At 62.8% G+C, this 24,211-nt stretch carries 20 protein-coding genes and 1 pseudogene; 16 read left to right on the forward strand and 5 right to left on the reverse strand.

Features of this window, described 5'->3' with window-relative positions:
* Positions 1 to 207: 207 nt before the first annotated feature.
* The 3 genes from eglC (at position 208) to NKI39_RS22300 (ending at position 4,749) form a co-directional block, all read left to right on the forward strand.
* Entirely contained in the window at positions 208 to 1,599 is a 1,392-nt protein-coding gene (gene eglC, locus NKI39_RS22290; RefSeq protein WP_352834427.1) for an endo-1,3-1,4-beta-glycanase EglC, read from the forward strand.
* 97 nt (positions 1,600 to 1,696) lie between these two features.
* Positions 1,697 to 3,442: a type I secretion system permease/ATPase gene (locus NKI39_RS22295; RefSeq protein ID WP_352834430.1), complete on the forward strand. Its 1,746-nt coding sequence runs from the start codon at positions 1,697 to 1,699 to the stop codon at positions 3,440 to 3,442.
* Positions 3,439 to 4,749 carry an HlyD family type I secretion periplasmic adaptor subunit gene (locus tag NKI39_RS22300; RefSeq protein ID WP_352834433.1) on the forward strand — a complete coding sequence of 437 codons (1,311 nt, stop codon included), beginning with the start codon at positions 3,439 to 3,441 and terminating at the stop codon, positions 4,747 to 4,749. Before NKI39_RS22295 ends, NKI39_RS22300 begins: the two co-directional genes overlap by 4 nt.
* A 456-nt stretch (positions 4,750 to 5,205) precedes the next feature.
* Here NKI39_RS22300 and NKI39_RS22305 read toward each other — a convergent pair whose 3' ends face one another.
* Entirely contained in the window at positions 5,206 to 5,448 is a 243-nt protein-coding gene (locus NKI39_RS22305; protein WP_352834436.1) for a DUF982 domain-containing protein, read from the reverse strand.
* Between the two features lie 419 nt (positions 5,449 to 5,867).
* Between NKI39_RS22305 and NKI39_RS22310 the strand changes: the two genes are divergently transcribed.
* Positions 5,868 to 7,064: a DUF932 domain-containing protein gene (locus tag NKI39_RS22310; protein WP_352834438.1), complete on the forward strand. Its 1,197-nt coding sequence runs from the start codon at positions 5,868 to 5,870 to the stop codon at positions 7,062 to 7,064.
* 518 nt (positions 7,065 to 7,582) lie between these two features.
* Here the strand turns inward: NKI39_RS22310 and NKI39_RS22315 are convergent.
* The gene (locus tag NKI39_RS22315) at positions 7,583 to 7,789 is read right to left on the reverse strand and encodes a DUF5615 family PIN-like protein (protein ID WP_352834441.1); all 207 of its coding nucleotides are present in this window, start codon (positions 7,787 to 7,789) and stop codon (positions 7,583 to 7,585) included.
* A 33-nt stretch (positions 7,790 to 7,822) separates the two neighbouring features.
* Positions 7,823 to 8,443, reverse strand: coding sequence for a DUF433 domain-containing protein (locus NKI39_RS22320; protein ID WP_352834445.1), 621 nt, complete (start codon positions 8,441 to 8,443; stop codon positions 7,823 to 7,825).
* 150 nt (positions 8,444 to 8,593) lie between these two features.
* Between NKI39_RS22320 and NKI39_RS22325 the strand changes: the two genes are divergently transcribed.
* The 4 genes from NKI39_RS22325 (at position 8,594) to NKI39_RS22340 (ending at position 12,531) form a co-directional block, all read left to right on the forward strand.
* Positions 8,594 to 10,744: a ParB/RepB/Spo0J family partition protein gene (locus NKI39_RS22325; protein ID WP_352834447.1), complete on the forward strand. Its 2,151-nt coding sequence runs from the start codon at positions 8,594 to 8,596 to the stop codon at positions 10,742 to 10,744.
* 69 nt (positions 10,745 to 10,813) lie between these two features.
* The gene (locus NKI39_RS22330) at positions 10,814 to 11,290 is read left to right on the forward strand and encodes a UCP036055 family protein (protein WP_352834450.1); all 477 of its coding nucleotides are present in this window, start codon (positions 10,814 to 10,816) and stop codon (positions 11,288 to 11,290) included.
* Between the two features lie 82 nt (positions 11,291 to 11,372).
* Positions 11,373 to 11,765 (forward strand): hypothetical protein, encoded by a 393-nt coding sequence (locus NKI39_RS22335; protein WP_352834453.1) that lies wholly within the window; start codon positions 11,373 to 11,375, stop codon positions 11,763 to 11,765.
* 133 nt (positions 11,766 to 11,898) lie between these two features.
* The gene (locus tag NKI39_RS22340; protein WP_352834455.1) at positions 11,899 to 12,531 is read left to right on the forward strand and encodes a DUF1419 domain-containing protein; all 633 of its coding nucleotides are present in this window, start codon (positions 11,899 to 11,901) and stop codon (positions 12,529 to 12,531) included.
* Between the two features lie 417 nt (positions 12,532 to 12,948).
* On the opposite strand, the gene NKI39_RS22345 is transcribed toward NKI39_RS22340, so the two are convergent.
* On the reverse strand, positions 12,949 to 13,407 hold the full coding sequence (locus NKI39_RS22345) for a hypothetical protein (protein WP_352834458.1): 459 nt from the start codon (positions 13,405 to 13,407) through the stop codon (positions 12,949 to 12,951).
* A 224-nt stretch (positions 13,408 to 13,631) separates the two neighbouring features.
* On the opposite strand from NKI39_RS22345, the gene NKI39_RS22350 reads away from it, so the two are divergent.
* Positions 13,632 to 14,315: a transposase gene (locus NKI39_RS22350; RefSeq protein WP_352834461.1), complete on the forward strand. Its 684-nt coding sequence runs from the start codon at positions 13,632 to 13,634 to the stop codon at positions 14,313 to 14,315.
* A gap of 36 nt (positions 14,316 to 14,351) precedes the next feature.
* Here NKI39_RS22350 and NKI39_RS22355 read toward each other — a convergent pair whose 3' ends face one another.
* On the reverse strand, positions 14,352 to 15,545 hold the full coding sequence (locus NKI39_RS22355; protein ID WP_352834464.1) for a DUF1173 domain-containing protein: 1,194 nt from the start codon (positions 15,543 to 15,545) through the stop codon (positions 14,352 to 14,354).
* A gap of 185 nt (positions 15,546 to 15,730) precedes the next feature.
* Here NKI39_RS22355 and NKI39_RS22360 point away from each other — a divergent pair, with 185 nt between their 5' ends.
* The 7 genes and pseudogenes from NKI39_RS22360 to NKI39_RS22390 all read left to right on the forward strand — a co-directional run bounded on the left by NKI39_RS22360 (position 15,731) and on the right by NKI39_RS22390 (position 23,846).
* Positions 15,731 to 20,302: a strawberry notch-like NTP hydrolase domain-containing protein gene (locus NKI39_RS22360; RefSeq protein WP_352834467.1), complete on the forward strand. Its 4,572-nt coding sequence runs from the start codon at positions 15,731 to 15,733 to the stop codon at positions 20,300 to 20,302.
* Between the two features lie 12 nt (positions 20,303 to 20,314).
* Positions 20,315 to 21,370 (forward strand): DUF7146 domain-containing protein, encoded by a 1,056-nt coding sequence (locus NKI39_RS22365; RefSeq protein WP_352834470.1) that lies wholly within the window; start codon positions 20,315 to 20,317, stop codon positions 21,368 to 21,370.
* A 247-nt stretch (positions 21,371 to 21,617) separates the two neighbouring features.
* Positions 21,618 to 22,559: an SLOG family protein gene (locus NKI39_RS22370; RefSeq protein ID WP_352834473.1), complete on the forward strand. Its 942-nt coding sequence runs from the start codon at positions 21,618 to 21,620 to the stop codon at positions 22,557 to 22,559.
* Positions 22,560 to 22,621: 62 nt separating this feature from the next.
* Positions 22,622 to 22,882: a type II toxin-antitoxin system prevent-host-death family antitoxin gene (locus NKI39_RS22375; RefSeq protein ID WP_352483438.1), complete on the forward strand. Its 261-nt coding sequence runs from the start codon at positions 22,622 to 22,624 to the stop codon at positions 22,880 to 22,882.
* Positions 22,872 to 23,275: pseudogene (locus NKI39_RS22380) on the forward strand (hypothetical protein). The gene NKI39_RS22375 and the pseudogene NKI39_RS22380 overlap by 11 nt, the downstream one beginning before the upstream one ends.
* A 157-nt stretch (positions 23,276 to 23,432) precedes the next feature.
* Positions 23,433 to 23,711: a type II toxin-antitoxin system TacA family antitoxin gene (locus NKI39_RS22385; protein WP_352834475.1), complete on the forward strand. Its 279-nt coding sequence runs from the start codon at positions 23,433 to 23,435 to the stop codon at positions 23,709 to 23,711.
* The gene (locus tag NKI39_RS22390) at positions 23,712 to 23,846 is read left to right on the forward strand and encodes a hypothetical protein (RefSeq protein ID WP_023723161.1); all 135 of its coding nucleotides are present in this window, start codon (positions 23,712 to 23,714) and stop codon (positions 23,844 to 23,846) included.
* The last annotated feature ends 365 nt before the right edge of the window (positions 23,847 to 24,211 follow it).

Below are 24,211 nucleotides of genomic sequence, written 5' to 3' on the forward strand. Positions count from 1 at the left end.
CATCGCGACCGGCCGAAGGAGAGCGGCAAGCGCCGGGTGCGACGCCTTGTGCCCTTGAGGGGGTGAGGCGGCCCCGGGCAAGTGGCTGCGCTGCGTATTAAGCTTTTGGTAACTCTCCGAACTCGAAAGCTAAATGGTACTGGCTCCTTTTGCTCTCAATAGGTGTTAGGCCCGATATCGAGGCGAGAAAGAGGAGAAAGGACCAGAATGGCCAACGTATTGAACGCCAAGGGTGTTCCACTCCCCTACAGCGGGTCCTCCGTGAAGTGGTATTCGGCGACGAATTCCGGCCCGACACTTTATGGCAGCATCTACAACGACTCCATGTACGCCGACGGTAGCGTCACCGTAACGATGTACGGCGGCAAGGGCGATGACATCTATTATCTGTATTCCTCCAAAAACAAGGCCGTCGAGCTGCCCAACGAGGGTGTCGACACCATCTCGACCTGGATGAGTTACAAGCTCCCAGCGAATTTCGAGAACCTGACGGTCACCGGCGACAAACACTATGCTTTCGGAAACGAGCTAAACAACATCATTACCGGCGGCTCCGGCCAACAGACGCTCGACGGTTTGCAGGGCGATGACGTTCTCAAGGGCGGATCCGGTGCGGACATTTTCGTCGTGACCCCCGGCAACGGCAGTGACCTGATCCTCGACTTTGGCGCCGATGATACCGCGCGCGTCGGGAGCTTCGGCTTCACCTCCTTCGAGGATGTGCACGCCAACATGGTCCAGTCGGGGGCGAACGTCAGACTTAACCTGTCCGATGACGAGTTTCTCGTTTTCGCCAATAAGACCATCGACCAGTTCAACCCAGGCCAGTTCGATCTGGCCCTGGACAGGTCGCATCTGGAACTCACCTTCTCGGACGAGTTCAACACGCTCGACCTGTGGAATGGCTCGAGCGGCACCTGGGACTCGAACTTCTGGTGGGGTGCCGCGAACGGCAGCTCGCTCACGAGCAATAAGGAGCTTCAATGGTATATCGACACCAACTACGCCCCGACGAGTTCGGTCAACCCGTTCAGCGTTGAGGACGGTGTTCTCACGATTACCGCCGCCCGGGCTCCCGCGGCAATCCAGCCCTACATAAACGATTACAAATACACGTCAGGTTTGCTGACGACCTATGAGTCCTTCGCACAAACCTACGGCTATTTCGAAATTCGGGCTGACATGCCCGCAAAGCAAGGTGTATGGCCGGCCTTCTGGCTTCTCCCGGCTGACGGCTCCTGGCCACCGGAACTGGACGTCGTGGAAATGCTCGGTCAGGATCCAAACAAGCTCATTATGACAAGCCACTCCAACGAGACGGGAACTCATACGACAGTGTCCTCGACGGCCTATGCCGCGGATACCGAAGGGTTCCACAATTACGGAGTGCTGTGGACAGAAGACGAACTCGTCTGGTATTTCGATGACGTCGAAGTTGCTCGTGCCGCAACGCCTTCCGATATGCACGACCCCATGTATATGCTGGTCGATCTGGCGGTCGGTGGCCTGGCGGGAGCGCCCGCCGACGGGCTTGCGACACCTGCGGACATGCAGATCGACTACATCCATGCGTACGCGCTGAACGATTGGCATATCTAGGCGCAACAGCTGACGGCGGCTGCGGTATGGAGACACCGAGCCTGATTGCGGGCGCGATCCTTGCGCCGGTGACCGAACTGGAACCGATGTGAAGGCGATGTCGCATTCCCATTCGTCCGAGCCGCCACGAACAACCCTCGCTGCGGTTTTGGCTTCTTTCCGCCGCGCGTTCGCTGGAATTGCCCTGATGAGCGGCGTCGTCAATGTTCTGGCGCTGACCGGCTCGTTCTTCATGCTGCAGGTCTATGATCGGGTCGTACCCGGCCGCAGTGTGCCGACGCTTGTCGGGCTTGCCGTATTTGCCGGCATGCTGTTCATTTTCCAAGGCGTTCTTGAGCTTATCCGGTCGCGGTTGCTTGTGCGCATCGGGATGGCTTTGGATGGGCGATTGAGCGGGCAAGTCTATAGCGCCCTTATGCGTTTGCCGTTGCGCATCAAGCTCCCAGGCGACGGCCTTCAGTCGTTGCGGGATCTTGACCAGGTGCGTTCGTTTCTGTCGAGCACTGGTCCGACTGCGCTTTTCGACCTGCCCTGGATGCCGCTGTATCTGGCAATATGCTTCCTGTTCCATCTCTGGATCGGCATGACGGCTCTGGCAGGCGCCATCATTCTCTCTAGCCTGACTGTGCTTGCCGAAGTTCGCACCAGGGAGCCTGCGAAGAGGGCAAACAGCCAGGCGGCAGCGCGCAATACGCTTGCGGAGGCGACGCGTCGCAATGCAGAGGCTCTGCAGGCGATGGGCTTTGGCGCGCGCATCGCCGAGCGCTGGTCAATCGTCAACGCCGAGTTTCTCAACACGAACGCAAGAGCCAGCGACCTGGCTGGGACGCTCGGCACGATCTCGAAGATCCTGCGCATGATGCTGCAGTCGGGTATACTGGCGATCGGCGCCTATCTGGTCATTCATCAAGAAGCGACAGCCGGTATTATGATCGCCAGTTCGATTATGATGAGCCGGGCGCTCGCACCGGTCGAACTGGCTATCGCCCACTGGAAGGGTTTCGTCAGTGCTCGCCAGGCATGGACCCGGCTGAGCCAGCTTTTGGCCCTGCTTCCTGAAACTGCTACGAGCGTCTCGCTGTCGGCACCTGTATCTGCTCTTGCGGTAGAAAGCATCAGCGTCACGCCACCCGGCGAGCGTCGTGTGGTTGTGCAGGATGTCGGGTTCGCGCTAGAAAGGGGTGCCGGCCTTGGCATCGTCGGACCGAGCGCGTCCGGAAAATCATCGCTTGTCCGAGCAATAGCCGGGATATGGCTTCCAGCCCGCGGGACCATCAGGCTGGACGGAGCAACGCTCGACCAGTGGTTGCCGCAAGAGCTGGGCAATCATGTCGGCTATCTGCCGCAGGATGTGCAACTGTTCGATGGCACAATTGCCGAGAACATCGCACGTTTCGAGCCACAAGCCTCTTCGGACAAGATACTGGCGGCGGCCCGCGCGGCCGGCGTTCATGACCTTGTCGTCCATCTGCCGGAAGGCTACGAAACGCGGGTCGGCGAGGCCGGGTCGGCGCTTTCGGCGGGCCAGAGACAGCGGGTTGCGCTCGCACGGGCCCTCTATGGCGATCCGTTCCTCGTCATCCTGGACGAGCCTAATTCCAACCTCGATTCCGAGGGGGAGGCCGCGCTGGCGGCGGCAATTGAGGGGGTGCGGGCGCGAGGCGGCATTGCTGTCGTGGTGGCACATCGGCCGAGCGCGCTTGCAAGCCTGGATCAGGTACTCGTCATGGCGAACGGGCGTGTCCAAGCGTTTGGCCCCAAGAATGAGGTTTTGGGCAAGGTAACCCGCTCGGGCGGCGTTCCCCTGAAGGTCGTCTCCGGCCTTGAGGAGGCGGCACAGTGACCCGACACGCGGCATCCGCGATCGACCGGACCATTCGACGCTATCTGTTCGGCGGCCTCGCGGTCTGCATGCTCCTGGTTGGTGGGGCGGGAAGCCTGGCCGCGGTTACGGAGCTTTCTGGAGCCGTTATTGCCTCGGGAAAGCTGGTCGTCGATTCCAGCGTCAAGAAAGTCCAGCATCCAACGGGCGGCGTGGTCGGTCAGATCCTCGTGCGGGAAGGCGATGCCGTGAAGGCGGGCCAGATTTTGATCCGTCTCGATGAGACCGTGACTCGGGCCAATCTAGCCATCGTCACCAAGAGCCTGGACGAATTCGAGGCCCGTCTGGCCCGCCTCGAGGCCGAGCGTGATAGCGCTGACACCATCGCCTTTCCGTCTTCGCTGACCTCGCGGCAGGACGATCCTGAGATCCGGCGTACGATGACCGGCGAGCAATCCTTGTTCGAATTTCGTCGCCAGGCACGCGCTGGCCAGAAGGCTCAGTTGAGAGAGCGCATTGCTCAGCTCAGCGAAGAAGTTTCCGGCTTGACCGAGCAAAGGGATGCTAAAGGCCAGGAAATCAAGTTGATCGGGCTTGAACTCGACGGCATGCGCAAACTCTGGCAACGCAAGCTGGTTTCATTTGATCGCATAACAACGCTTGAGCGTGACGCAGTCCGGCTTGACGGCGAGCATGGCAAGCTGACTGCGGCAATCGCGCAATCGAAGGGCCATACATCTGAAATCCGTTTGCAGATCATTCAGATCGACCAGGATTTGCGCAGCGAGGTGGCAACCGAGCTCCGCGACGTCCAGGCAAAGCTCTCGGAGTTGGTCGAGCAAAAGGTCTCGGCCGAGGATCAACTCAAGCGGATCGATATACGCAGCCCGCAGACTGGCGTCGTCCACCAGCTCGGCGTGCACACGGTCGGTGGCGTCATATCTGCGGGAGAGCTCATCATGCAGATTGTCCCTGTCACAGACGACCTGACCGTCGAGGCACGTGTGGCTCCGCAGGACATTGATCAGCTGATGCCAAGGCAGAGCGCAACCTTGCGATTTTCGGCCTTCAACCAGCGGATCACGCCAGAGCTGAATGGTGTCGTCAGTGAGATCTCCCCCGATCTCAGCATCGATGAGCGAAGCGGCACGAGCTTCTATACTGTGCGTGTCAGCCTGCCACGTGCAGAGCTTACGAGGCTGAAGGGCCTGACCTTGTCGCCCGGTATGCCTGTCGAGGTGTTCTTCTCGACCGGCAGCCGCACAATGATGTCTTACCTCGTAAAACCTCTGGCAGATCAAATCCAACGGGCATTCAGGGAGGAATGAGTTCGCGTGCCGGGCTCGGCCATAACCCAAACTCCGCTGCCTTCCTTCTGAAGGCGGCCGGCGCCTCTGGGGGCGTGGAATAAGAACGCTTGACGGCGCCGGCCTTGCAGGTTGGGGCCCAGCTTGGCGATTCAGGTAATTCCACGATCGCGGAGGACGCGTCTACGCGCCTCCGTCCGTTTTCGTCGATTTCGCGCATTGGCAGCTAAGCGTTCGCCTCCAGCCACTCGCGCGGCACGATCGTAATGAGACCCGATCCGCCGATTTAGAAGCTGACATTCTGGATCGGATGCGCCGCCGCGCGCCGCTCCGCCGCCACGTCGGGTTGTTTCCCACGACGCCAGGACTCGATGTTCTGCTTCGGCTGCACAAATCCCGGTCATCGCTGCGACGGGCGTGAAGCTCAGCTTCCCCCAGTCACTTTGGAAGCCGTCGAGGCTACTATCAATTTGGACCTCAGTCGCTGCGTAGGATTTTCGCTTTTAACGCCGCTGCAACGAAGGCCCGTCTAGCTAACGACGGCTGAGCTTCACCACGCAGAACCTGAAGACATGCATCCATCGCCAGTTTTCGCTTCTCCGTCTGATGAGGGAAACTCCGCAGCAGGATCGTTGCTGCGTCGTTCACATCGAATATGACGCGCTCACGGTCATGCCGGCCAACTTGCACCACCACGGGCCGGACGAACCTGCTCGACATGCAATTACACTCTCAATTCCGACCATGACACGGTCTTCGCGTATCATGACGTGTGGTCAATTCATACATTTCTGGCTAGGGCCAGAACAGAACTGGCAGTTGCCCAATCTCAAGGCAAGTTGCCTGTCCAATTTCAGCAGGCCGCTACCTGAAATCCGGATGGGTCCCGGGTCTTGGTGCGCAAGAAAGCACAGCGGATTTCTGTCGCGTCCGGAAGGTGAAGCGGCGCTTGGTCCCAGGCGCGGGCTTTCCTGAAGCCCGAGCCTTCCTTCCTGGGTGCCAGCCTTGACACGGCCGCTGCCGCGATGCCGACGCTTCCAGTGGCGCGCGGATGCCGGGGAGGAAGAGGGCGGGCGGGCCGCGGTGGCGGGTGAAGGTCCGGGAGAGAGTCTCCCGGCGCCCGCCGAGGAGCGACACCTATGACCCACATGGAAATTCACACGCCCAAGCGCAACGAGCGTGCCGGTTACAAGGTCGACATAAGCCGCGGCCAGCGCATCGGCCGCGTGTCGTCAGAATGGTTCAACCGGCCGGCGGACGAGCGATACCTAACCCTCACCGACCTTCGGAATTCGGTGAAGGCCCGGTCGGAGCGCAGCAAGACCCGCATCGTCGAAAGTGAGCTGATCCGCGTCGAGGCCAGCCGCGACGATCCGCAGCGCCTGAGGCTAATGCTGCCCGATGCGCCTGCCCCAGTTGCCCCCACACATTGGAGTTTTGGCCAACTCGCCAGCCTGGTAGGCACGCCGGCCCCCTATCTGCGCCAGCTTCCGGCCCCGCTCGCGGCGATCAACCTTCAGCACGGTCTCCTCAACCACCGCGCCGAACAGGTGAAGACGCTGGAAATCGAGAACGGACGCCTCGAGCTACGAGCGGTAACGGGTCCGGACTACGGCAGGATTTTCGATGAAGAGTTGATCGCGGCCGTGCAGAAAATCGCCGGCAACGGCACCGGCGACACGCGTTGGAAGGTGCCCGGTGTGCTCAACTGGTCAACGGGAATCTACAATCCGAACGTCGACATCTCCAACGACACAACGACGCTCTATGCGTCCGACCGCGATGTGTTTGTGTTTCTTGTCGACGACCTGAACCCGATCGAGGCCGGGCGCCTGCCGAACGGGGAACCGGATCTCTATTTTCGCGGCTTCTATTGCTGGAATTCCGAAGTCGGAGCCCGCACCCTCGGGATTGCCAGCTTCTATCTACGCGCAGTGTGCCAGAATCGTAATTTATGGGGCGTCGAAGATTTCGAGGAAATCACCATCCGGCATTCCAAATATGCCGCCTCGCGTTTTGCCCTGGAAGCCGAACCAGCGCTGATCCAGTTCGCGGAGTCTTCGCCCATGCCGTTCGTCAATGGCATCAAGGCTTCGCGGGAGCGGATCGTCGCTCGCGACGATGAAGATCGCCAGAGTTTCCTGCGCAAGCACGGCTTCTCGAAGGTGGAGACGACCAAGATCATCGATGCCATGCTTTCGGAGGAAGGGCACCCGCCCGTCTCTATTTTCGACTTCGTGCAGGGCATTACGCGGGTGGCGCGCGACAAGCCGCATCAGGATGTTCGCCTGGAGATGGAGGGCAAGGCCAAGAAGCTGCTCGATCTGGCAGCATGATACCGCAATGCTGCGCGCCGGGGCGTATGAACGTCACTGGGCTGCTGACGCTGCCAGTGTTCCAACATGTGCATCGCTGCGGCGCGCAGCATACGGCCTGCGCTGGTACCCGGGAAAACCCATCTCTCCGGCCCGGATGTGCGCCGCACAAAACCGCAATGCTGCTATGCACAATTAATGCTTCTCGGCTGCGCGGAAGGGAGTAGCCTGTCGGTATGGAGTTTCGTCCGGGTCACCTCCTCCCGACCTTGGCGATCAGGGACGGCATTTATTCCTCCCGAATGCTGTCGTCCAAATCAAGCCCGCCGCACCTCCTCCCGCGGCGGGCTTTTTCGTTATGCGAGCGGCGGCTTCTGGCAGCCCGATTGCAGGAAACGAATTCGGAGGTCCGTTAGTCGGGTAGATTGAACCGTTCGATGGTGATGGTACGCGCGACATCCACCGTAATCTCCAGCACTTCGTTTCACCGAGGTCCGAAAGGGCGAGATGAAAGAGCCTGTGCTGGAGATCGAGGCTCATCAGGCCAGGGCGGTGTTGAAGGCGACCAGCCCGACATGCAGCTCCTCGCGGCGATAGAGGCCGCGAAAGTCGGTCGTGTTGTGCGTGACGAGCACATAGCCGTCATCGACCGCGCGCCGGGTCACCATATGGTCCTTGGCGCCGGCGAGGCCCAGCCAGCGCACATGGCTCGACTCTGGAAAACCCCGTTCGCGCCAGTTTCGCAAGCTCTGGGCTCAGGCATTCGTCGATCAGGAATTTCACGAAACGGCCGGCAGATCGTCGAGACGGATTGTGCGTGCCGACTTCGCCGCCGTGCTGCGCCACGCCGGCTTGACCGGCGGACGGCCACGCCGCGGATAGGCGAGCGCATAGTCGGCCGCGAGCCTGATCCGGTCGAGAGTCAGTTGCGGATAGGCGGCACGGATCGTCTCGGGCGTATCGCCATTGGCGAGCATGTCGGCAACGTCATGAACAAGCACGCGTGTTCCCACAAAGGCCGGCTGACCGCTAAGTACCGCTGTATCGCGCGCCACCATGGCCTTGGCTTTCCTCAGGCGGCTGAGGCCGGTCCTTACCCCGGCGGTGATCGGCTTCAGATCGACCTTAAGCGGATCGTCCGCGACCACGGGCGCAGCATCATCGGCAATGGCGTGCTCGACGATCCGCCGCCGCGCGGCAGGCGTCAGCGTCTCCGCCGTCAGCCAGGCGAGGCGTAGGCCGACGAGACCCGCTCCGATGATGACGCGGCTGCCGCGGCGTGTCTCGACACGGCCGCGTAGCAATCCGGCATCGATGATGCGATGCACCTGCTTAAGCGGCACCTGCGTTACCGCCGCCGCCTCATTGGCGGTGAGCACTTCGGTACTAAACCCTGGCATAGTCACTCTGCCGTCCGCAGTCCAGCGAAGCTTTGCGGCAGGCGGCCGGCGCCGGTGTGAGGCCTGGAGGCAGAGGGGGGAGGGGAGATTCCTGACGGGCTTGGAGGTTCGGGGAGAGGCCCCGGGCCGCCCGTCATGGAGAACCTGACCATGGCAAACAACGCCATTCAGAAGATTGCGATGAACGCCGCGGAGAACATTCCCTATGACAAGCTCAGGCTGTCGCAGAAGAATGTCCGGCGCATCAAGGACGGCGTGTCGATCGAGCAGCTGGCCGAAGACATCGGGCGGCGAAAGCTGATCCAGAGCCTGAACGTCCGTCCCGTGCTCGACGGCGAGGGCGAGGAGACCGGCATGTTTGAGGTGCCCGCCGGCGGCCGTCGCTATCTCGCGCTCAGCATCCTCATCAAGCAGAAGCGCCTGGCGAAGAACGAGCCGATCCCCTGCATCGTCAACCGTAAGCAGGAGACCTCGGCCGAAGAGGATTCGCTTGCCGAAAACCTGCGGCGCGCCGACCTGCACCCGCTCGACCAGTTCCGGGCCTTCAAGACGCTCAGCGATCAGGGCCTCGATCCGGAGGAGATTGGCGCCCGCTTCTTCGTATCGCCTGCGACGGTGAGGCAGCGCCTGCGGCTGGCATCGGTGTCGCCGAGGCTTCTCGGTCTCTACGAGAAGGACGAAATCCGGCTTGAGCAGATCATGGCGTTTTCGATCTCGGACGATCACGCGCGCCAGGAGCAGGTCTGGGAGCGGATTGCCGGCTCGCACATGCAGGAACCCTATTGCATCAGGCGCCTGCTGACGGAGACCACGGTCCGGGCCGATGATCGCCGGGCCGTCTATGTCGGCGCCGAAACCTATGAAGCTGCCGGCGGCGTCATCCTTCGCGACCTGTTCGAGCAGGATTCTGGCGGCTGGTTCCAGGATGCGGCGCTCCTCGAGCAGCTCGTTTTCGACAGGCTGAAGATGGATGCCGAGGCGATCCGCGCCGAAGGGTGGAAATGGGTCGAGGCAGCGATCAGCTTCCCTTATGGCCACACCTCCGGGATGCGGCGGATCTACGCCGAGCCGCAGGAGCTCAGCGCCGAGGACATCCAACGCTACGAGGCGCTGAAGGCCGAATACGACAAGCTGGATGCGGACTATGCCCGTGCCGAGGACGCCGACGAGGCAATCGAGGCGAAGCTCGACCAGCTGGGTGCCGAACTCGATGCGATGGATGATCGTCCTCAAAGCTACGATCCCGCCCATAAGGCCATTGCCGGTGTGTTCGTTACGCTTGCCGCGAACGGCAAGCTCCAGGTCGACGCCGGTTTCGTGCGGTCCGAGGACGAGCCGCGGACCGAAACCGGCGACGTCGATGAGGGCGAGGAAGGGGGCGCCGACGGCGGAACCCGATCCAATGGCGGCGACGATGGCGATGGTGTTGTCGTAAACGGCAAGCCGGTGAACGACAGCGCTAGTGACGACGGCGAGGATGATGGCATCAAGCCACTGCCCGATCGGCTGGTCTTCGACCTGACCGCGCAGCGGACGCTGGCACTACGCAACACGCTCGCCGCTGACGTCGACATCGCCATCGTCGCGGCACTCCATGCCTTCGTCCTGCAGGTCTTTTATCGCTTCGCGCCGGACACGTGCCTGGAGATCAGCCTGAAGAGCGGCAGCTTCAGCCAGGTCGACGGCCTTGCCGAGACATCCTGGGCCAAGGAGATCGCCGAGCGGCACGAAGCCTGGGACCGCGATTTGCCCGATGAGACGGAAGGCCTGTGGGACTTCCTTCTCGGCCTCGACGAAGCAAGCCGCAAGGCGCTGTTCGCGCACTGCGTCTCGCTGACCCTCAATGCGGTGGTCGAACCCTGGAATAGGCGACCGAAGGCGCTCGAGCATGCAGACGTGCTCGGCCGTTCCCTCCAGTTCGACATGGTCGACGCCGGCTGGACGCCTACGGTCGAGTTCCTCGGGCGGCTCACCAAGGCGCGGATTCTACAGGCAGTCCATGAAGCGCGTGGCGCAGATTCCGCGCAGCTGATCGACCACATGAAGAAGGACATCATGGCGCGTGAAGCCGCGCGTCTTCTCGAAGGGTCGAACTGGCTGCCCGAGCCGCTGCGTCTTGAGGTCGATGAAGTGGCTACCGATGCTGGCGACGCGGTCGCCGGCGATATGTCGGACGAGGCGGCTCGCGACGGCGATGCCGCCGAGCTGCCGGCCTTTCTCGCCGACGATGCGGATCCGTCCTCCGATGAGCCGGTGACCAGCGACGGCGACGAGGCGGACCACCTCCAGGCCGCTGAATAATCGGCCTCACGCTCGCACCGGGCCCGGCACTCCGCCGGGTCCTTTTCGTTTTCCGCTGGAGAAATCCACATGTCCGCACATATCGTGTACGAATCCGCTCCTCTGGGGAGCGTTATCCGGTACAGCGACGGCACCGCGAAACCGCCGGCTCGCTTCACCAAAAAACTTGCGGCCTGGGAAAGCCGCAACGGCGTCGGTCGCCTGGTCAGGAAGGAACCGCCGCGCGAGCGCGCGACCTATAGCTCGCCGGCCTATTTCACCCTGCATGAGGGCGATTTCGAGCAGGGCGGCATCATCGTCGTCTCGGTCAGGCGCACTTGGTCCGTCGAGAGTGACCTGGGTTTCGAGATCGTCGAGCGTCCCACGATCGGCATGGTCCGCGTCCTGCAGGAACGCGGCGACAGCCCGGAGCTGCTCTATCTCGCCAAGGATCGCGAGGCGGCCGAACGCTGGCTCGCCAACAACCAGTATGGTCGGGCCTATCTCGAGGAAGTCTCCGCGGACGGGGTCGGCGCCGACGTCATTGAGGGCCGCGCGGCCGCCTGACCGTTCCACCATTTAACCCACCCGATGACGGGCCCGGGATCGCGTGAGCGATCACGGGCCTGTTCATTTCATGGAGATCGACATGTTCGACTGGAACAGAAGCTGCTCCTATGACGAGCAAGCAGAAGAGGCGTTTTCACACGACAGCGCGTTCACGGCTGAAAAACTCGCCGCCGAACTAAACCTGCCATCGGGCTGCTTTGACCTGCGCTCAAACAAGGCGGGTATTGCCGTTTCCGGCGAAGTCACCCTGTACCATCACCGTGCCTACATTCAGGTCGGCCAGTTCGGTTTGTCCTCAGGTCACGGCATCCTGATCCGCACCTGCAAGGGCCGCAAGGATTATGTCGGCGGGGCCAACCACTTCGTCGCGCTCGGCATGCTCGACGACATCCCGGCGCTCGCCGCCGCCGTGCGTGCCATCACTGGGGTTGGTCGAGACGCTTCGCGTTCCTCCGAGCGACGTGCCGCCTGAACCCTGCAAACCCCATCATCGCCGGTGCACGCGCCGGCCGCGGGCTCGGCCAGTCGACAGCCACAACACCACCAAACAGTTGCGACGACGCGGTTCATGCCACGCGTGGCCGACCCGCGTTCAGGAGAATCCCATGACCGCACATCCACCCTTCAGGAAGGTGCTCGACGGCGTCGCCACCCGCGAGCAGATGTTCCAACTGTTCAGCCGACACAAGGATACTCCCGGCATCGATCCGCTTTCCGGCACTCCCTATTCAGGCGAGTGGTTCCAGATCACCGCGTCAGAATATCACTTCATGCTCGGTTTGCTGCCGCCGCTCTTCATGCGCACCGGCATGTTCGGCATGTCGGAGTTCAAGGCCGGCAACGTGACCAGCGTATTCTTCACGATCCGGATCCGCGTCCGCGAACGCTGTTTTCATGGTTTTTGCGACCTCACGGACCGGCAATCCCCGGACAAGATGCGCGCCGCCATCATCGCCCACGAGACCGGCGCGAGCGACAGCATGACCCGCGCGGAGAAGCTCGAGGCGATCTGGAACATGACCCCCGTCGAACTCAGGGGCATCGCCCGCAACGCAGATCCCGAGACCGGGTGGGCCGAACATCGCGGCAAAGGCACGGTTCTCGTTAACGCCGGAAGGCATGATGCTGTCCTCAAGCTGCTCGATGATCTGTCGGATCTCGAGATTGACGAACTCCTGTCCTCCGCCCGATCAAGCCGGAACTCAAAGAAGGGAGGCGACGATAAAGGTTGTCCCTGAGAGTTGCCGCTAGGAAGCGAAACGTCCCTATTAGCACGGTCCGCCTACTCCGCTGAAACGAGGCGCGTCGGATAGGCTATGCGGCGCGATGTCTATCGAGGAGGCGTACCATCGGACGCCGACGGGCGAGACGCTCTCGCACATTACGATCGCTTGCACGCAGCCCTATCGCTTTCCAAGATACCGTGACGGCAACCGACATTGCTCGATCAGTGCGTCGCCGCCGGCCGGCGCATTTTCACGGTATTTAAGGCCAGCACCGACCAGGTGCTCGTAGTTCAGCGAGCCACCTATCAGGGTCAGACTTCAACTCGGATGATCCTTGTCACCTGATCACCGTGGGTAATCGCCTTAGCGAAGCCGTGTGGCCGACTGGTTCGACGATATGATCGGCCAGTCACCGCGCAAAATTTCGGATCAGGACCTGCCGCGCAGGATGTATCCGGCATTGCGTAAGGCGCCGATAAAGAGGCTGGCCGGGCCGGCGATACTCGTCCTGGCCTGCATCGGTAGCGGCAGAGTGTTCCAGTCCTCCAAGGGAGCGATAAAGCTGGAGAAAGTGCCGTTGACCATGCAATGGCTGATCGCCGAGCCCTGCTTGTCCAGCGCCAGAATGCCTGTCTGATTACTTGGATACCGGATGGCGGCGACGCGCTGAAGTTCCATGTCGCCATCGATGCGCAAATTGAAAAGCAGGACGCCGTGACTTCTGTGGGCGATTTCTGCGACTTTTTCCGCGAAAGGAACAGAAAGCGCACGAACGCTGTCGACCGCCATCCCGAAAACAAGCGCGTCCAGCTCATCCGCCGCCATGAGAAGATTAGTTCCCAAGAAAATAGGGATTGCAATCGCTCCAGCCGGATTGTGCACAGTCATCGCACTCCGCCGGCTAGACGCCTGAGCCATGGCGTGTATGAGACAGCTCTCTCTCGTTAGGCATGTTTGCCCCCGTTGATTGAGCCGGTTGCCCTAGGCCCATGACACACCGCTTGCTCGTTGCGGGGTTTCTCCGACAAAGCACGACGAAGCGATACGTCGGGTACTCGCTAACACGAACAAACGACTTGGCTTGCAAGTCATGCTCACATCAGGAACAGACTATGAAGCGCCAGATCCGGCCATTCATCGTGGAAGTGAAACAGAGGCGCGGCAAGCAAAAGCCAAGCCATTCGATCTGGGGCGATCTCGACCTGTCCAAAATTGCCACCGAGATGACGCAGCCGACTGATGCTGCTCAGCTTCCAAATTCCCAGGTCATTGACTTCAGTATAAGACCCCTTGATGCTGAAGAAGGAGAAAAACCACTAGCGGAGTATATCATGGCCGATTTTCAGGACGCTCAGGCTGTTCAGACGACAGTAGCCCCAGCCAAAGTGGAAGTGCCTGAATCCAAGAAGAGAGTTCCGGCGGCAAAGAAAGCGAAGGCAGAGCTCGTAAAGCCGGTCCGCAAGAACGGAGCGAAACCTGCGCCCCCAGCCGCGGAAGCTCCCGTGGCAGCGAAGACCGCCCGCAAGACATATTCCGAGAAGGAACGCTCCCAGAAGCTTGCCCAGATCGAGAAATCGATCGCTGGCGGCGCGACCAGCAAGATTGCGGTCGGCCAGGCCGGCATATCCGAGCAGACCTACTATCAGTGGAAGAGGGCTGCCGCACCTTCTTCCGACAGCGACGATCTCCGTGATCTTGTCGCGCTCGAAGAAGAAAACAAGCGCCTGAAGAGCCTGCTTGCCGACCGTCTGCGCAAGGAAAATGCCGAGCTCAAGAAAAAGCTGGGCCTGGCCTAAGGCATACTGAAGCAGCGACGGAAATTCCGCCGACACTCAAGGCGGCAGCGGCGGCATATCGCTTTCGCCGACCCGCCATACCCAGGAGCCGATCTCCGGACGCGCGGCGATCATTTCGTCGAGCGACGCTTCAAAGGTCTCGTCCGCTCCGGCTGGAACGACAAAGAGCGCTGTCGGCTCGTCCCTGTTCTGAAGCAACGCATTGGCGATCGGCTGGTCGGGTTGCAGGTCAAAGCGCAATCCCTTCACGCTCTTCTCGCGAAGACGAGCCAGCCCATCGACGAGCCTTTTCTCCGGGACCGTCTCATAAGGAATCCAGTTCTCGGACACCACCATCAACGCGATCTCCTCGACGATGGCGAGGCCGGCCGGGTTCAGTCCGAACGTCGCGATCGTCATGAGATGTGAGCTGGAATCCGCTCCCCACAGTGACAGTTCATTTTCGAAACGTACCTGCAAACGCCGATGCATTGCATCGTCGACGATAAAGGGAAAACCGGGCAAATGTCTGATAACAAGTTTCTGACCGGATCGGGCAGGAACAATCTCTTTCACCTCGCCGACCAGAACCAGCAGCTTTCGTGGGCCGGATTTCGGCGGGAGCGCCATGCCGAGAACCGCGTTGCGACGCTGCTCGATGGCTTGCCTGTTCTCGGCCCGAAACGGCTCGGGCACGAACAGGATATCCGCGAGTGGTCCGCCCCTCACTGTCATTTGCCCGGCAGCCTCAAGCAGATGCCAGCGCACATTCCACCAATGCCGTTTGCCGGCCCACCTCGATGTCCAGACCGTCAGTTCGGCCTCGTGCCAGAGATAATGAAGCAGGCCACGCAGCGACATCCTCCTGGGATCGGCGGTCACGTTGGCGGAACTTTGCCCCGCAGGCACCGATGCCGCCCGGCTCCCTGTCTTCGACAGGCTGAAGTCCAACTTGAGGGCGGCCAAGCCGTTTTGCGGATCGAGCTGTATCGCGTTGCCCATCAAGGCGCCCAGCCCGGACAGTTGGTAAGGCGATTCATAGGAATCACAGGATGGATCATGCCCGCCGCCGCTGAGCGGCATGCGCTTGATCAGATGAATGTCGCCGATGCGGGCGATGTACATCGGGCAGCCCGGCTCGCGGCACAGGCATAGCGGACGCTCGGTGCGGGTATAGGCGTTCGCCAGCGCCGCCTGCAGGTCAGGCGCTCCCTCCTCGTAGACCGCACTGCCAATTCTGAACCGTCGCATCACCTCCGCAGCTCCAGGTCGCCGCCGCATCCCTGTCCGCGCATTCAAGTCATGGCTTTGTGCAGAGCGCAACCCCTTGGTGCGTTGGCGCCAGAGGCAGAGGGGAGCCGGGAGGAGTGCGGCTCGGCTGGCGCGGAGAGAGTGCCGGCGCGGGCATCATTCCCCCTCTCGCGAAGGACATTTCCATGAACATTGTTTCGACCATCTCAACCGTCGCACGTACGGCCGCTTCCCTCGGCGCGCCGACGCAGGCCTCCATCAACAACGCCCAGGCAATCTATCAAGCGGCAACGCTGCTTCTGCCTTTCCTCGAGCAGGGCAAGCCTGTCACCACCGCCGCACTGCGCACCGCCATGACGACAAGTTTTGGCGGCAGCGATGCGCAAGGGTTCTGGGTTTGGAAGGACGCCTACGAGGCGCTCGAAGTCGCCCAGGTGCTGTTTCTGCGCCGGTTCGGCCCGGCGATCCTGTCCCGGTCGACCACGCCGCAGGCAACGCTGGCGATGATGAAGCGCATCGCGGAACTCGTTCCGACCCAAACACGACGCTCCGACGAGAGCCAGGCCATGCAGCAGCTCTCCACGCCCTTGCCGCTGGCCTTCGTCACGGCGCACGCCGCGGCGATTGCATCTTGCGACCTCGTTCTCGAACCCTCGGCCGGCACCGGCCTGCTCGCCGTCCATGCCGAGATGGCGCGCGCCTCGATCGCGCTCAACGAGCTTGCCGCGACGCGGGCCGATCTCCTCGGCCTGCTGTTTCCCCGGTTCCCCGTCTCGCGGCACGACGCCGCCCATATCGACGATCATCTCGACGCGGCAATCGAGCCGTCCGTCGTGTTGATGAATCCACCCTTCAGCGTCGGCGCCTATGTCGACGGCCACGTGGCCGATGCGGCATGGCGGCATCTCTCCTCCGCATTCGCACGCCTGTGTCCGGGTGGACGCCTGGTCGCCATCACCGGCACCGGACTGTCTCCGGAAAATCCCAAATGGCGGCCCGCCTTCGAACGGTTGCAGCAGCAGGGCACCGTCATTTTCACCGCGGCGATCGACGGCCGTGTCTACGCCCGCCATGGCACCACCACTGAGACCCGCTTGACCATCATCGACAAAGTTCCTGCTACCGACCCAACCAGCTTCTCCGGCTCGCCGGGCAAGGCCATGGATGTCGAGACGTTGCTCTCCTGGATCTCCGCCCTGCCGCCCCGAGCACCGGGCGGCTTTCCGGACTCGATCGGTGCATTGTCAAGCGGCATCCTGCGCAATGCCGCCATGCACATGGGCGCCCGATCGGGGGCGAGAGCCGCACCCCTCGGTGTCTCAACGGCTGCTCCGAAGGCCATCCAATCGGTCCGTCCGATTGTGCAGGCGAAGCCCGCTCGCCGGGTCATGGCAAGCAGCGCGCCTGCCGTCCCGCTCGCCTATGAGCTGCGCGACTGGATCCCGGAGGAGTGCGGCCGCCTCACCGACACGATCTACGAACCGTACGCGCTCCAGTCGATCGACATTCCCCGCGCCAAGCCGCATCCGACGCCGCTCGTGCAGTCGGCCGCAATGGCCGCCGTCGCGCCACCAAAACCTTCCTATCGGCCGCTTTTACCTGATGCGCTCATCGACGAAGGCCTGCTGTCGGACGCCGAGCTAGAAAGCGTCGTCTATGCGGGCGAGGCCCATTGCGGCCATCTTACCGGCGCCTGGACGGTTGACGAGACCTGCGATGTCGTCTCGGCCGCGCCAAAAGGTGCGGCGAACGCTGTCCGCTTCCGCCGTGGATGGTTTTTGGGCGACGGAACCGGCTGCGGCAAGGGACGGCAAGTCGCCGGCATCATCCTCGACAACTGGCTGCAGGGCCGCCGCCGTGCGATCTGGATCTCCAAGTCGGACAAATTGCTTGAGGACGCCCAGCGCGATTGGGCAGCCCTTGGCCAGGAAAAACTTCTTGTCCAGCCGCTCTCACGTTATCGGCAGGGCACACCGATCCGCCTTGCCGAGGGCATCCTGTTCACGACCTACGCAACCCTGCGCTCGCAGGAACGGGATGGCAAGAAATCCCGGATCGCCCAGATCCTCGACTGGGTTGGACAAGAGGCGAGGTGGGCCGAAGGCCCGACAGGGAGCAGAGAAAAGTCGGCTGGGAGGGCCGAAAACCAAACGGGGATTAACGAAAGCCACGGGGTTGGAGAAAACCCGTCGGGGGCAAATAAGTCTTTCGATGGCGTCGTCTTTGACGAAGCGCACGCCATGGCCAATGCCGCTGGCGGCAAAAGCGAGCGTGGCGACGTCGCGCCCTCGCAGCAGGGCAAGGCGGGACTGCGGCTGCAGCACGCGCTGCCCAATGCCCGCGTTGTCTACGTCTCCGCGACCGGTGCGACCGCCGTCGAGAACCTGGCGTATGCGCAGCGTCTCGGCATCTGGGGCAGCGAGGATTTTCCATTCGCCAACCGAGCCGAATTCGTCGCCGCGATCGAGAATGGCGGTGTCGCGGCGATGGAAGTGCTCGCCCGCGATCTCAAATCGCTCGGCCTCTATATGTCGCGTTCGCTCTCCTATGATGGCGTCGAATACGACTTGCTCGAGCACGCACTGACCGATGAGCAGATCCGCATCTACAACGCCTATGCGGACGCCTTCCAGGTCATCCATAACAACCTGACTGCCGCACTCGAGGCCACCAACATCACCAGCGAGGCCGGCACGCTGAACCGCAACGCAAAATCGGCGGCGCGCTCAGCTTTTGAAAGTACCAAGCAACGTTTTTTCTCGCATTTGATCACCTCGATGATGATGCCAACGCTGATCGGCGCGATCGAGCAGGACCTCGCCGATGGGCATGCGGCAGTCGTACAGATCGTCTCGACCGGCGAAGCGCTGATGGAACGACGCCTTGTCGATATCCCAACCGAGGAATGGTCGGATCTGCATGTCGACGTCACGCCGCGCGAGTACGTCGGCGGGTACTTGCTGCACTCCTTCCCCACCCAGCTGTTCGAGGAATATTCGGACGCGGAGGGCAATGTCTATTCGCGGCCTGTCCACGACGAAGATGGCAACCCGGTCCAGTGCCGGGAGGCCATTCGCCGGCGCGACGAGATGATCGAAAAACTTGCATCGCTGCCGCCGGTCGGCAGCGCGCTCGACCAGATCATCCATCACTTCGGCACCGCCAGGGTTGCCGAGGTGACCGGCCGCTCGCGCCGCATCGTGAAGAAGACCGGCCGCGACGGCATCGATCGGCTCGCCGTGGAAAACCGCCCTGGCTCGGCCAATCTCGCCGAGACCCAGAGCTTTATGGATGACGACAAGCGCGTGCTGATCTTTTCGGATGCCGGGGGCACCGGCCGCTCCTATCATGCCGATCTTGGGGTGAAGAACCAGAGGTTGCGCAAACACTATCTGCTGGAGGCCGGCTGGCGCGCCGACAACGCCATCCAGGGTCTCGGACGGACCCACCGAACAAATCAGAAGCAACCGCCGTTGTTCCGGCCCATGGCCGCCAACGTGAAAGCCGGCAAGCGCTTCCTGTCGACCATCGCACGACGGCTCGACACGCTGGGCGCGATCACGCGCGGCCAGCGCCAGACCGGCGGGGCGGGACTGTTCCGGTCCGAGGACAATCTCGAAAGCCCCTATGCCCGTGCGGCCCTTCGCCAGTTCTATCTTCTGTTGCACCTGGGCAAGATCGAGGGCTGCTCGCTCACGACCTTCGAGACTGTGACCGGGCTGTCGCTGACGACTGACGAGGGCGGGCTGCGCGACGAACTGCCGCCGATCACGACCTGGCTCAATCGCCTACTAGCGTTGCGCATCGAAACCCAGAACCTGCTGTTCGAGGTGTTCGAGCAGTTGATGGCGGGAAGAATAGAAGGCGCCATTGCCGCCGGCAATTACGACAAGGGGCTGGAGACGATCACGGCGGAGAGCATCGTCGTTACCGATCGCCGCGCCGTCTACTCGCACCCGGTCTCGGGCGCGCAGTCGCATGTGCTGACCGTCGCGCGCAAGGACCGTAGCCGGCCGCTCGGCCTCGTCGACGCGCTGGCCATCGTACGGGAGCCCCAATCGGCTCTGCTGGTCAACACACGTTCGAGCCGCGCGGCAATACAGCTGCCGACCGCGAGCCTGATGCTCGACGACGGAACCGTCGAGCATCGCGCGCGCCTGCTGCGGCCGACCGACGAACTGCGCTTCGGCCTCGACGCCCTTGCCGAAACCCACTGGCAGCCTGCCGACCGGAAGCTGTTCTGCGAATTGTGGCAGGCAGAAGTCACCGCGGTCCCCGAGTTCACCCCGAGCACCTTCTACATCGTCGCCGGCCTGTTGCTGCCGATCTGGCGGCGGCTGCCCGATCATGATTGCCAGGTCTACCGGATCCAGACCGATGCCGGCGAACGCATCATCGGCCGTCACATCGCGCCGACGCTGGTGGCCACCATGCTACGCAATCTTGGTATCGACCATGTGCCGACGCTTGCGCCGGAGGCGGCATGGACAGGCCTGATCGAAGGCAAGATCGGCTTGCAGCTTGCCGAAGGCCTGGTCCTGCGCCGCAGCCGCGTCATGAACGACTACCGCGTCGAGCTGGTCGGCTTCACCGAAGCGATGGTCCCGCGGCTGAAGGCGCTGGGTCTGATCTCCGAAATCATCTCCTGGAAGCTGAAGCTGTTCGTCCCGACAGGCGACGAAGGCTCCGCCATCCTCGCGACACTCCTCGATCGCCATACGCTGGTCGGGGTCACCGACCGTACCGCGGCGGCTTGAGGGGAGGCGATCATGACCGGCTCGGCCTCCGAACTGGCACGCCGCCTTGGCGATCATGCCGAGGCGGTGTGCCGGGAATATCTCTCCAACGGCCATCGCTCCGGCAATTACTGGATGGTCGGTGATGCCCGCAACACGACCGGCCGCTCCATGCATGTGCGGCTCAAGACCAGTACCAAGGGCACTGCGGGTAAGTGGGTCGATGAGGCGACCTCTGAATTTGGCGATCTGCTCGATGTCATCCGCGAAAGCTGTGGTCTGGTCGACTTCCGCGAAGTCGCGGATGAAGCACGTCGCTTCCTCTCCATGCCGCTGCCACCGCCCCAGCTCCAACCTCAGCCCCTTGGCGCGCAGTGCCAGCCAGCCGCGAAACGCGGCTCCCCTGAGGCCGCGCGTCGTCTGTTCGCCATGTCCCAGCCGATCGCCGGCACGCTGGCCGAACGCTATCTTGCCGGCCGCGGCATTCTGCTTTCGACGCACGAGCGCGCGCTGCGCTTCCATCCCGGCTGCTACCATAGGAATCTGGTAACGGGCGAGACGCAGACCCTGCCTGCGCTGATTGCTGCTGTCACCAACCTCGACGGGCGTATCACCGGCCTGCAACGGACTTGGCTTGATCCTTCGGGTCACGGCAAGGCGCAACTCGCGGATCCACGCCGCTCGCTGGGGGATATCCTTGGCAACGGCATCTGGCTAGGCCACCAGCCCGGTGCGACCGTCCCGGTCATGGCCGCGGGCGAGGGGTTCGAGACGATGGCCTCGCTGCGGACCGTGGTGCCGGTGCTGCCGGTGGCAGCAGCCACCTCGGCCAATCACCTCGCCGGCCTGACGTTCCCGCCCGGCTGCCGCCGCCTCTACATCGCAGCCGATGCCGACGCCGCCGGCCGGCACGGCATCGAGCGTCTCAGCCAACGCGCCAGCGAGGCCGGGATCCTCGCCCTGGTGTTGCGGCCGCAGCTCGGCGACTTCAACGACGATCTGCGCCATCTCGGCCCGGCCCATCTCGCGGCATGGCTCAGCGATCAGCTCGTCCCGGAGGATGTCCGTCTCTTCCTGCCAGCCGGATGAACGGGTCGGGCCGGCAGACGGCAGGGTGGCGTCACCGGAAGCCTTGCAGCTATGGCGGCGGTCCGCCGGGAAAGGCCGCGCCCGCGGCCTGCCCGAGAGGCGACCCCCGCCACCCCCCGGTCACGGCCGCAACGGCTGCGCCGTCCTCCGCTCGCGCTTCGGCCTTCGGTGCGGCCGCGCCCGGGGCGCGGCCGGGATGCGCTGTCAGGCCGCGATGGGCGCGGCCGAAACCGACGGAGATACCGCCATGACTTACGAGCTTCCTTTCGACGACGCCTACGAGCCCTACCACGCCTCCTCGCCGACCGACCGCGTCATTCTCGAACTGCAGATGTACGGCCATCGCCCGCAGCAGGACGAACCTGATCCCCGCCCGCTGCCCGACGACGTGGCGATCCGGGCCGGCCTCGCCGGCATCGTCGAGACCTTCGCCGGCATGCTCGGCGACACCAGGCTCGAGCCCGATCTCGACGACCTGCTCTGGTCCTTCACTAACGTCTTCCACCGGGCCGCCGAGCGCGTTGCCCGCAACCTCGACCGCAATGAGGAGGCGCAGCGTTCGAGCCAGCAGGAACAGGACGGTTCCGAGGTGAAGTCGGTGGAGCTGGAACGGCTCACAGCGGAAGGCATCACCTATATCGAGCGCCGCAACGTGCTCGAAATCATGCGCGATGAGGCCGCCGACCTCTACGAGGCGCAGACCGGATCGGCATGGCGGCCGCGCACCGGCTCCAAGGTCAGCCACCAGGCGATGACCGCAGCGGTGATCGACTCCAGAGACTTCCTCGCCGCCCGCCGCCATGCCGAAACCGAGGTGCTCGTTCCAGCCGGCACCAAGATCGCCTTCGCCGGCGGCCTCGACTGCAACGATCACGACCGGATCTGGGAGGCGCTCGACAAGGCCCGCGAGAAGCATCCCGACATGGTCCTGCTCCACGGCGGCAGCCCGCGCGGCGCCGAACGCATCGCCGCCTGCTGGGCCGAGAACCGCAAGGTCACCCAGATCGCCTTCAAGCCGGACTGGACCCGACACGCCAAGGCGGCTCCGTTCCGCCGCAACGACCAGCTTCTCTCCGTGGCGCCCTACGGCCTGATCGTCTTTCCCGGCTCCGGCATTACCGACAACCTTGCCGACAAGGCGCGTCGGCTCGGCATCCCCGTCTGGCGGTTCGCGGAGGGCGGCGCGTGAGCGCCGTTTTCTTGCAAATCAAGAAAATCCAGATAATATGGAGATCGATAAGGAGTCCAGCCATGCGCCAGTTCACGACGGGGGATCTCAACAAGCAGGTTGGCGACGTCACCGACGTTGCCAGCCGCGAACCCGTTATTCTTACCAAGCACCGGAAACCCCGGTTCGTGCTGATGAGTTACGAGCACTACGAACGAATGCGCATCGGCGGCGATCCCCGCCGCGCATACCGTGTCTCCGAGATGCCAGAGGAACACACGGAACTCTTCGCCGCCGAGATCGACCGACTGGCGCGCGGGGAAGGATACGATGATGAGCGGTAGATTTCTGCCTGGTCAGGTGATCTCCTACCCGTATCTTTGGGCATGGCAACACGAGCGCGGCGAAACGGAAGGCCGCAAGAGCCGGCCGCTGTCCGCGGCGCAAGAGATGGCCTGACCCATCTCGCGCTCCTGGCGATAACCACCCATCCACCGACCAGCGATCGGGTCGGTTTGGAAGTCTCCGCTATCGAGTGCCGCCGCGCCGGTCTGACCGATCTCAAACGCTGCTGGATCGTGGTTGACGAATACAACTACGATATTGCCGAACGCTCCTGGTACATCGAATCCGACGGTAAGCCCCTCGGTCGTTTCAGCAAGGCATTCATGATGAAGATCGCAGGCGCCTTTATCGAAGCGCGCAGCGAGGGCCGCCGCGTCAGCCGTCTGGATTGACGTTCTCTTTCGCGGCAGGGAGCATACCTCGGATCGGATCAGTCCGCCGTTTCCGCATGCCTGTACGCCGGTCGCAGGAACAGGAATGTTGCGTCACGCAAATCCGGTGTCATGCTGCATTGCACGGACGTATGTCCATCCAGCACAGGAACGCACCATGGCCGCCGCCGCGAATAGGAAGATATCCGTCTCGATGCGGTTTCGCGACGACGATCTCACGGTCATCGACCGCGGCGCGGAGCTGCTCGGCCTGTCGCGCACCGACTTCATGCGGCGCGCAGCACTGCACGAGGCGCAGGCGGCCATCGTCAACACAACCGCCATCGTGTCCCCGGAAGCCTATGACGCTTTCATGCAGGCGATCTCAGCCCCCGCCGCTGCGCCTCCGCCGAAGGCGGCCGAGCGGCTGCGCCGGTCCCCGCCCTGGGACCGTTAGGTGGCGCTTTCAGGCATCGAACTCCTCGATGACACGCACCGCCTCGACAGCTTCGATTGCGGCAAGCCGGCACTCAACGCCTGGCTGGCTGGCTTCGCGCGAACGAACCAGGCCCGCGGTTTACCCGCGTCCTGATCGTTCACGACGAGGGCACAGTCGTCGGCTATTACGGCCTCGCGCCAGGCGTGATCCAGCCAAACAGCGCACCGCGCGCCTCCGCACCGGCCGGCGGCCCGATCCGACCCTGTTAATCGGACAACTCGCCGTCGACCACCGACATGCCGGGCAAGGCGTCGGCAGCGGTCTGGTCAAGGACGCGCTGCATCGCTGCGTCGCCGGCGCCGACATCGTCGGCGGCCGCGCGGTGGTGGTGCGGGGCTATCGACGCCGAGGCCGAGCGCTACTGGTAGAACTCGGGCTTCATTCCCGCGCGGGACAATCCGTCGGTGCTCATGCGCTCGATCCAGGACGTGAGCCTCTGGCTGGCCGACAAAGGCCAC

This window comes from Mesorhizobium sp. M0664 (assembly GCF_040320565.1).
In the GTDB taxonomy this organism is placed as follows: domain Bacteria; phylum Pseudomonadota; class Alphaproteobacteria; order Rhizobiales; family Rhizobiaceae; genus Mesorhizobium.

Bases quoted from the DNA above. Each gene is read 5' to 3' on its own strand.
- NKI39_RS22305 (WP_352834436.1), bottom strand. From the start codon at position 5,448: ATGTCGAGCAGGTTCGTCCGGCCCGTGGTGGTGCAAGTTGGCCGGCAT.
- NKI39_RS22370 (WP_352834473.1), top strand. From the start codon at position 21,618: ATGACTTACGAGCTTCCTTTCGACGACGCCTACGAGCCCTACCACGCC.
- NKI39_RS22355 (WP_352834464.1), bottom strand. From the start codon at position 15,545: ATGCGACGGTTCAGAATTGGCAGTGCGGTCTACGAGGAGGGAGCGCCT.
- NKI39_RS22320 (WP_352834445.1), bottom strand. From the start codon at position 8,443: ATGCCAGGGTTTAGTACCGAAGTGCTCACCGCCAATGAGGCGGCGGCG.
- NKI39_RS22295 (WP_352834430.1), top strand. From the start codon at position 1,697: ATGTCGCATTCCCATTCGTCCGAGCCGCCACGAACAACCCTCGCTGCG.
- NKI39_RS22325 (WP_352834447.1), top strand. From the start codon at position 8,594: ATGGCAAACAACGCCATTCAGAAGATTGCGATGAACGCCGCGGAGAAC.
- NKI39_RS22345 (WP_352834458.1), bottom strand. From the start codon at position 13,407: ATGACTGTGCACAATCCGGCTGGAGCGATTGCAATCCCTATTTTCTTG.
- NKI39_RS22360 (WP_352834467.1), top strand. From the start codon at position 15,731: ATGAACATTGTTTCGACCATCTCAACCGTCGCACGTACGGCCGCTTCC.
- eglC (WP_352834427.1), top strand. From the start codon at position 208: ATGGCCAACGTATTGAACGCCAAGGGTGTTCCACTCCCCTACAGCGGG.
- NKI39_RS22350 (WP_352834461.1), top strand. From the start codon at position 13,632: ATGAAGCGCCAGATCCGGCCATTCATCGTGGAAGTGAAACAGAGGCGC.
- NKI39_RS22375 (WP_352483438.1), top strand. From the start codon at position 22,622: ATGCGCCAGTTCACGACGGGGGATCTCAACAAGCAGGTTGGCGACGTC.
- NKI39_RS22335 (WP_352834453.1), top strand. From the start codon at position 11,373: ATGTTCGACTGGAACAGAAGCTGCTCCTATGACGAGCAAGCAGAAGAG.
- NKI39_RS22385 (WP_352834475.1), top strand. From the start codon at position 23,433: ATGGCCGCCGCCGCGAATAGGAAGATATCCGTCTCGATGCGGTTTCGC.
- NKI39_RS22340 (WP_352834455.1), top strand. From the start codon at position 11,899: ATGACCGCACATCCACCCTTCAGGAAGGTGCTCGACGGCGTCGCCACC.
- NKI39_RS22330 (WP_352834450.1), top strand. From the start codon at position 10,814: ATGTCCGCACATATCGTGTACGAATCCGCTCCTCTGGGGAGCGTTATC.
- NKI39_RS22310 (WP_352834438.1), top strand. From the start codon at position 5,868: ATGACCCACATGGAAATTCACACGCCCAAGCGCAACGAGCGTGCCGGT.
- NKI39_RS22365 (WP_352834470.1), top strand. From the start codon at position 20,315: ATGACCGGCTCGGCCTCCGAACTGGCACGCCGCCTTGGCGATCATGCC.